Origin of the sequence: Azonexus caeni (genome assembly GCF_048146105.1) — a bacterium.
GTDB classification, from domain to species: domain Bacteria; phylum Pseudomonadota; class Gammaproteobacteria; order Burkholderiales; family Rhodocyclaceae; genus Azonexus; species Azonexus aromaticus_B.
The window spans coordinates 20,434-28,571 of the sequence record NZ_JBKJAD010000035.1 but is presented as its reverse complement, the minus strand read 5'-3'; the positions used below and the strand labels follow the sequence as shown (position 1 = coordinate 28,571).

Below are 8,138 nucleotides of genomic sequence, written 5' to 3'. Positions count from 1 at the left end.
GGCGCCGAAGTGAGCGGCAAGGACAAGGGTGCGGTGACGGAAGATGCGTCGAACCCGAACCTGACCGACACCGGCACGCTGCTGGTGACGGACGTCGATGGCCTGGACGAAGCACAGTTCCAGACCACGGGCATCGTCGCCAGCGCCGGTGCGCTGGGCGGCCTGACGATCACGGCGACCGGCGACTGGACCTACACGGTGGCGAACGCCGACGTGCAGTACCTGGGCGAAGGTGAGACGAAGGTCGAGACCTTCACCGTGAAGACGGTGGACGGGACGACGCACGACATCGTGGTGACGATCACCGGCACCAATGACATCCCCGAGGTCCATGGTGACGATCCGTCCATCCTCGGCGACCAGTTGCGCACGCCGGAAGACACGCCGCTGACCATCCTGCCGTCGGCCCTGCTCGCCAACGACAGCGATGTCGATGGCGATGCGCTGACCGTGGTCGGCGTCGATAGCGTGGCTCGCGATGCCGGCGGTAATCCGGTCGGTAGCGTGACGGCGACCTTCGACGGCAACGGTAACGTGGTCAGTATCGAATTCACGCCGAACAAGGATTACAGCGGCGAGGCGAAGTTCGATTACACCGTTTCCGATGGCCACGACACGGCGAGTGCGACGGTGACGGTCGAAGTGACGCCGGTTGCCGACACGCCGCTGGTGACGATCCAGGTTGGCGACGCGGTGACCAACAACATCACCATCGACAATACCAGCGTCCTGGCCGGCGCCGGCTTCACCGTCACCGCCTACAACCTGGACGGCAGCACCGGTACGATCAGCGTCGTCGATAACGGCGGTTCCACCGGCAACGTGACCGGCTTCGGTGTCGACCAGGTGTCGTCTGGTGACGATAGCGAAATCGGCCACGCCGCAGGCGCTTCCGAGAAGATTCGGGTGAGCTTCGACGACCCGGTGTCGAGTGCGACGATTCAGCTCGCCTGGTTGCATTCCAGCGAGCGTGCCAGCTACACGCTGTATGACAGTGCCGGCAACGTGATCGGCCAGGGTTCGATGAACGGGGTAACCGACGTGCTCGACTCGCCCTTCACGGTGGTCAGCGACAACGGTCAGCAGATCAGCTACATCGAATTCAGCGCCCCGCGCGCCGGCGACGATTACCTGATCCACTCGATCACCTTCGCCCAGACCAAGACTCAGGATCTGACGATCACGGTGACGCCGCAGGATATCGACTACTCGGAAGATGTCGCGACGGTCACGGTGTCGGTACCGGCCGGCGTCACGCTGTCGCATGGAACGCTGAATCCGGACGGGACCTGGACCTTGCCGCTGGTCAGCGACGGCGCCTACACCGTCACCATCGACCCGCTCACCAAGGCGGTGCAGATCACCGGCCTGACCATGACGACGCCGGTCGAGATGACGCAGTCGATGACCGTGACGGTCACCGCGACGGCGCGCGACGGTTCGGATCTCGCCGACGGCTCGGCCTCGATCTCGACGGTCGGGCTGGTCACCAGCATCGCCACGGTGTCCGAGGAAGGACTGGCGGGCGGTACCGCCGACAGCAGCGGTAGCCCGGATACCACCGATGCCGTCGTTGCCAGCGGCACGCTGGCGATCTCCGGCGATGGCGATCTCAGCATCACCTTCACGCCGCCGACCGACGTGACGTCGAATGGTACGGCGCTGAGCTGGGTCACCTCGACTGTCGGCGATGCCACCATCCTGACCGGTTCGGCCAATGGCCAGGACATCCTGACCGTGACGGTGCAGCCGGATGGTGCTTATCAGGTTGAACTGAAGGGGCCGCTCGATCATCCGGTGACGGACCTCGAGGACATGCTGCGCCTGGATATCGGGGTGACGGTGAGCAATGGCACCAACAGCACGACGACGCCTCTGACCGTGCTGGTTGAGGACGATTCGCCGATTGCCGGGACGCTGACCCAGGATGTCGTGGTGACGCAGAACACCAACGTCATGATCATCCTCGACAACTCGGGCAGCATGAACGACACGGTCGGCTCGACAACGCGTCTGGCGTTGGCCAAGGCGGCGCTGGTCAACCTCATCAACACCTACGACGGTTACGGTGAAGTGGCGGTCCAGCTGGTCACCTTCAGCACCGTTGCCAACATGTCGAGCGGTGTCTGGGTCAGTGCCAAGGACGCCATCGACCTGATCAACTCGGTTACCTCGACCAACAGCACCAACTACGACGCGGCGCTGGCGCAGGCGATCGAAGCGTGGGACAACGCCGGCAAGCTGACGACGGTGCCGCCGGGCGGTACGCTGCAGAACGTGGCTTACTTCCTGACCGACGGCGCGCCGAATGCCAACGACGGCGACGTCACGGCGCTGATCAACCGGGGAACTTCCAACGGTGGTGCCGACCAGGGTATCCAGTCGGGCGAAGAGTCGATCTGGACGCAGTTCCTGACTGCCAACAACATCAACTCGATCGCTCTCGGCGTCGGTTCCGGCTTGAGCACCACGCAGATGGCGCAGATCGATCCGGTGGCCTACAACGGAACGACGGGCTCCAACACCAACGCCATCCAGGTGCTCAACGAGAACGCCCTGTCGGCAGTGCTGCAGGCAACGGCGATCCCGAGCAGTTCCGGCAACCTGCTCACCGGCGCCACGCCGGGTGCGGTGGGGGCCGACGGTGGCCACCTGGTCAGCGTTGCGATCGGCGCGGTCGGCGACCGCAGCACCTACACCTGGGACACGGCGAACAACACCATCTCCGTGGTCCGGGATGCCGGGGCAACGGGCAGCTACACCTGGGATGCGGCGACGCATGTGCTGACGATCACCACCGAACTGCAGGGCACCTTCACCGTCGATATGGACTCCGGCGACTACACCTACCGGCCGTCGGCAACGCTGACCGGTACGGTCCAGGAAGTCGTCGGGTTCACGCTGGTCGATAACGATGGCGACCGTGCCAACGGCGAATTGACGATGAACATCTCCCGTAACGCGGGCGGTGAAATCGACGGCAGCAGTGGCAACGACACCCTTGACGGCACTGCCGGCAACGATGTCATCAACGGGCTGGCCGGCAACGATGTCATCAACGGTGGCGACGGCGACGACAAGTTGTCGGGTGGCGCGGGCACCGACCAGCTCACGGGCGGTAGCGGCAACGACATCCTGTCCGGCGGTGCCGGTGCCGACACCTTGAACGGTGGTGAAGGCAACGACATCATCTGGGGCGGCGCCGGTGGCGATACGCTGACCGGTGGCCTGGGTGCCGATACCTTCCAGTGGGTGCTGGGCGACCGTGGCAGCATCCAGTCGCCGGCGATCGACCGGGTGACCGATTTCAGCACCGCTCAAGGCGACGTGCTCGACCTGCGCGATCTGTTGCAGGCGCCGGTCAACGCGTCGGCGGCCGATCTCGACAACTTCCTGCACTTCCAGTACTCGGGTGGCAACACGACGATCTACGTCAGCACCAGCGGGGCGTTCTCCAACGGCAACACAGCCGGTGGCCTGCCGAGCAACGTCTCCAGCAACGATGTCATGCAGATCGTGCTGGAAGGGGTCGATCTGGTCGGTGGCGGCAGCCCGTCGGATCAGCAGGTGATCCAGAACCTGTTGAACCAGGGGCGTCTGCTGACCGATTGATTTCCCGGGACGGCAATAGCGAAAGGGGCTGGTTGATCCAGCCCCTTTTTTTGTCTGCCGGTTTCAGTCCAGGCTGGCGCGCAATCTTGCCAGGTCGGGAATTTCGATCTCCCGGCCGTGTACGACGATCAGTCCTTCGTCGCTCAGTTCGTGCAGGATGCGCGAGAAATGTTCCTGGGTCAGGTTGAGGCGCGAGGCGACGATGCCCTTGGTGGTCGGCAGGGCGAGCCGGGCTGCATTGCCGGGCGCGGCGCATGGCGCCAGTTCGCGCAGCAGGTAGGCGACGATGCGTTCCTTGCCGGAATGCAGCGAGTAGCCCTCCAGGTCGTTGACCATCTGGTGCAGGCGGATCGCCATGCTGGCGAGCATCTTGCGCGCCAGTTTCGGGTCCTTGGCCAGCTCCTCGTCGACCGTGGTCTTGGCGACGTGCAGCAGGTGGGAGTCGGCGAGCGCCTGGGCGTCGACGATGTAGGGCGATTCCATGAACATCAGCGCTTCGCCGAAGCTCTGTCCGGGGCGGATCACCTCGACCACCTTCTCGTTGCCCTGGGCCGAGGTGAAGGCCAGCTTGATCTGGCCGGAGAGCAGCAGATGGAAACCGAGACAGGGGTCACCGCGGTGGAACAGCAGGCTGCCCTTGGTGGCGCGGATTTCCCGGCTGCCGCGGGCGATGCGGTCGATTTCGTCGGGCGACATGTTGGTGAACAGCGGCAGGTCGGCGAGCAGGGCGTGGATTTCTGGGCTGGGCAGCTTGGTCATCGTTGTTTCCGGGTTGGGGCGGCAGATCAGGCGCGTTCGCCCTTCAGCTTGCGGTACAGGGTCTGTCGGCTGATGCCGAGCTGGCGGGCAGCGGCGCTCAGGTTGCCGGCATGGTCGGCGACTGCCTGGTGGATGGCGGCGAGCGACAGCGCGGCGAGATTGCGCTGGGCGGGCTCGGCGTTGGCGCGGCAAGGCTGCGCGGGTGCGCGGTGCAGGGCGTCGACCAGATCGTCCGGCAGGTGCGGCCAGTCGATCAGCGATTCGCCAGGGTCGAGCATGGCGCAGGCAGTGCGCAGCACGCTGGCCAGTTGCCGCAGGTTGCCCGGCCAGGCATAGCCGGCGAGACGGTGCTGCAATGCCGGTTCGATGGCCAGCGGGGCGTCCGGGAAGAACTCGGCGAGCAGCTTGTCGCACAGCGCGGCGAAGTCGTTGCGTTCGCGCAGCGCCGGCAGGTTCAGCGTCAGGCCGTTGATCCGGTAATAGAGGTCGCTGCGGAACTGGCCGGCGGCGCTGGCTGCCGGCAGGTCGCGGTGGGTGGCGCAGATCAGCGAGAAGCGGACGTCGACCGCGACGCCACCACCGAGCGGCAGCACCTTGCGTTCCTGGAGGACGCGCAGCAGCCGGGTCTGCAGCGCCAGCGGCATGTCGCCGATCTCGTCGAGGAACAGGGTGCCGCCCTCGGCTTCGCGCAGGCGGCCGATGTAGCCCTCCTTGCGGGCGCCGGTGAAGGCGCCGGGCTGGTAGCCGAAGAGTTCGGCTTCGATCAGGTTTTCCGGCAGCGCGGCACAGTTGATGGCGACGAAGGGGCCGTTGCGTTGCGGCGAGGATTCATGCACGGCGCGGGCGAACAACTCCTTGCCGACGCCGGATTCGCCGCTGAGCAGCAGCGGGATGTCCTTGCCGAGGATGCGCCGCGCCTTGTCGGCCGCCGCCCGCCAGCGCAGGTCGCCGGTGTCGAGCGCGGTCAGCGCGTCGTTATGTTGCGGGCTGCTGGTTTTCGGCACCGACAGCACGCGTGGCTCGTGACCGTCGATCCGCGCATAGAAGGTCCTGCCGTCGTGGCCGTGCAGGGCGAGCACTTGCCCGGGGCGGCGCCGGCCCTGGGCAATGAGGTCGCCAATCCGGGTATCGATGGCGCGAAACAGCGGGGTGCCGCCGATATCGGCGGCAGACAGACCAAGCAGGCGCAGCGCGTTGCGGTTGGCGCCGATGATCCAGCCGTCCTCGGAAAGGGCGACGATGCCTTCGGCGACGGTGCCGATGCCGGCCGGGTCCGGATGCAGGTAGAGGCGCAGGTGGCGGCGGCAGGCGTCGGCGACCAGCCGGTTCTCGATCATCCGGGCGGCAGTGTTGACCAGGCCCAGGGTGTGCGGATGGCGGCTGCGGCGGTCGCCGGAAATGTCGAGGATGCCGAGCAGTTCGCCGGTGGCGGAGACGATCGGCGCGGCGGCGCAAGTGAGGAAGGTGTTGCGTTCGAGGAAATGTTCGTCGCCGTGGATCTCGATGCCGGCCGCCTCGGCCAGCGCGGTGCCGATGGCGTTGGTGCCGCGCTGCCGCTCGTCCCAGCAGGCGCCGGACATCAGCGCGACGCGCTCGGCCTTGCCGAGGAAATCGGTGTCGCCCAGCGTGTGCATGAGGACGCCGTGATTGTCGGCAAGGACGACCAGACTGTGACTGTGGCGCACCTGCTCGAACAGGTATTCCATGATCGGCCGCGAGTGGTTGAGCAGTTCCCGGTTGCGCCCCAGGGCACGGCCCAGTTCGCCGGCCGTCAGATTATCGGGGACGGCCAGGCGGCCGGTTGGCGTCAGGCCGGCGGCGAGACTGCGCCGCCAGGAGCGGGCCAGGCGTTCGTCGATTTCGCTGTCGGAAAAGTTGCCGCCGTCGAGCAGCTTGAGCCTGGCCTGGCGCAAGAGCGGGCCGGCAAGCGGGGGATTTGCGTGCATCGGGATTGTCTCCTTGTCGGGTCGCGGCCCGTTTTTTGCCGAGTATAGGCCGCATGCCGGGCGATGCAAGCCTTGCGCGAGTAAAAGTGTCCGTCTGTTCCAAATTGTTACACCTGTTCCCGTCTGCAACGTTCCGGCAACGATTTTCCTGTCATGCCGCGGCCCGATAAATCAATGAAATCAAACGGCTGTAATGCTGGCACGGGCCTTGATATGGAAACGCGGCCGACAGGCAAGCCATTTACCGATCCGTAAAAGACGAGGAGACAAAATGATCTACGCAGCCCCCGGCGCCGCTGGCGCAAAAATCGCCTACAAGGCCAAGTACGACAACTTCATCAACGGCCAGTGGACCGCTCCGGTCAAGGGCCAGTACTTCGACGTCGTGACCCCGGTCAGCGGCAAGGTCTACACGCAAGCCGCCCGCTCCACCGCCGAAGACATCGAACTGGCGCTCGACGCCGCCCACGCCGCCTTTCCGAAATGGGGCAAGACCGATGCCGCGACCCGCTCGAACATCCTGCTGAAGATCGCCGACCGCCTCGAAGCCAACCTCGAACTGCTCGCCTACGCCGAGACCGTCGACAACGGCAAGCCGATCCGCGAAACCCTGGCTGCCGACATCCCGCTCGCCGTCGACCATTTCCGTTACTTCGCCGGCTGCCTGCGCTCGCAGGAAGGCGGCATCTCGGAAATCGACGAGAACACCATGGCTTATCACATCCATGAGCCGCTCGGCGTCGTTGGCCAGATCATTCCGTGGAACTTCCCCATCCTGATGGCCGCCTGGAAGCTCGCCCCGGCGCTCGGCGCCGGCAACTGCGTGGTGCTCAAGCCGGCCGAATCGACGCCGATCTCGATCCTGATCCTGGTCGACCTGATCGCCGACCTGCTGCCGCCGGGCGTCTTGAACATCGTCAATGGTCTGGGTCGCGAAGCCGGCATGCCGCTCGCCACCAGCAAGCGCATCGCCAAGATCGCCTTCACCGGCTCCACCGCCACCGGCCGCGTCATCGCTCAGGCCGCCGCCAACAACCTGATCCCGGCGACGCTGGAACTGGGCGGCAAGTCGCCCAACATCTTCTTCGCCGACGTGATGGACAAGGATGACGGCTTCCTCGACAAGGCGATCGAAGGCCTGGTGCTGTTCGCCTTCAACCAGGGCGAAGTCTGTACCTGCCCGAGCCGTGCGCTGATCCAGGAATCGATCTACGAGAAGTTCATGGAGCGCTGCCTGGCCCGCGTCGCCGCGATCAAGCTGGGGTCGCCGCTCGACACCGAGACGATGATGGGTGCGCAGGCCTCGCAGATCCAGATGGACAAGATCGAGTCCTACCTCAAGCTGGGCAAGGAAGAAGGCGCCGAAGTGCTGATCGGCGGCGAACGCGCCCACCTCGGCGGCGACATCGAAGGCGGCTATTACATCCAGCCGACGCTGTTCAAGGGCCACAACAAGATGCGCATCTTCCAGGAAGAAATCTTCGGGCCGGTGCTCGCGGTGACCACCTTCAAGGACGAAGCGGAAGCGCTGGCCATCGCCAACGACACGCTCTACGGTCTCGGCGCCGGCGTCTGGAGCCGTAACGGCAACGTCGCCTACCGCATGGGTCGCGCCATCCAGGCCGGCCGCGTATGGACCAACTGCTACCACGCCTACCCGGCGCACGCCGCTTTCGGCGGCTACAAGGAATCCGGCATCGGTCGCGAAACCCACAAGGTCATGCTCGACCACTACCAGCAGACCAAGAACCTGCTCGTCAGCTACGCCGAACAGAAGCTCGGCTTCTTCTAAACCAGCCACCGACGCCCGCCTTGCGCGGG

4 protein-coding genes are annotated in these 8,138 nt (G+C 65.4%); 2 read left to right on the top strand and 2 right to left on the bottom strand.

Annotation, left to right across the window (positions count from 1 at the left end):
- On the top strand, window positions 1-3,612 hold a 3,612-nt coding region (locus ACLIIZ_RS20310; protein ID WP_416695386.1), incomplete at its 5' end, for a beta strand repeat-containing protein.
- A gap of 63 nt (window positions 3,613-3,675) precedes the next feature.
- Here the strand turns inward: ACLIIZ_RS20310 and ACLIIZ_RS20305 are convergent.
- Together ACLIIZ_RS20305 and ACLIIZ_RS20300 are read right to left on the bottom strand one after the other, a co-directional pair.
- Complete coding sequence (locus tag ACLIIZ_RS20305) at window positions 3,676-4,371, bottom strand: Crp/Fnr family transcriptional regulator (RefSeq protein ID WP_416695384.1); 696 nt, start codon at window positions 4,369-4,371, stop codon at window positions 3,676-3,678.
- 26 nt (window positions 4,372-4,397) lie between these two features.
- Window positions 4,398-6,317, bottom strand: a complete 1,920-nt coding sequence (locus ACLIIZ_RS20300) for a sigma-54-dependent Fis family transcriptional regulator (RefSeq protein WP_416695382.1) — start codon at window positions 6,315-6,317, stop codon at window positions 4,398-4,400.
- Window positions 6,318-6,588: 271 nt separating this feature from the next.
- Here ACLIIZ_RS20300 and exaC point away from each other — a divergent pair, with 271 nt between their 5' ends.
- Window positions 6,589-8,109, top strand: a complete 1,521-nt coding sequence (gene exaC, locus ACLIIZ_RS20295; protein ID WP_416695380.1) for an acetaldehyde dehydrogenase ExaC — start codon at window positions 6,589-6,591, stop codon at window positions 8,107-8,109.
- Window positions 8,110-8,138 lie beyond the last annotated feature (29 nt).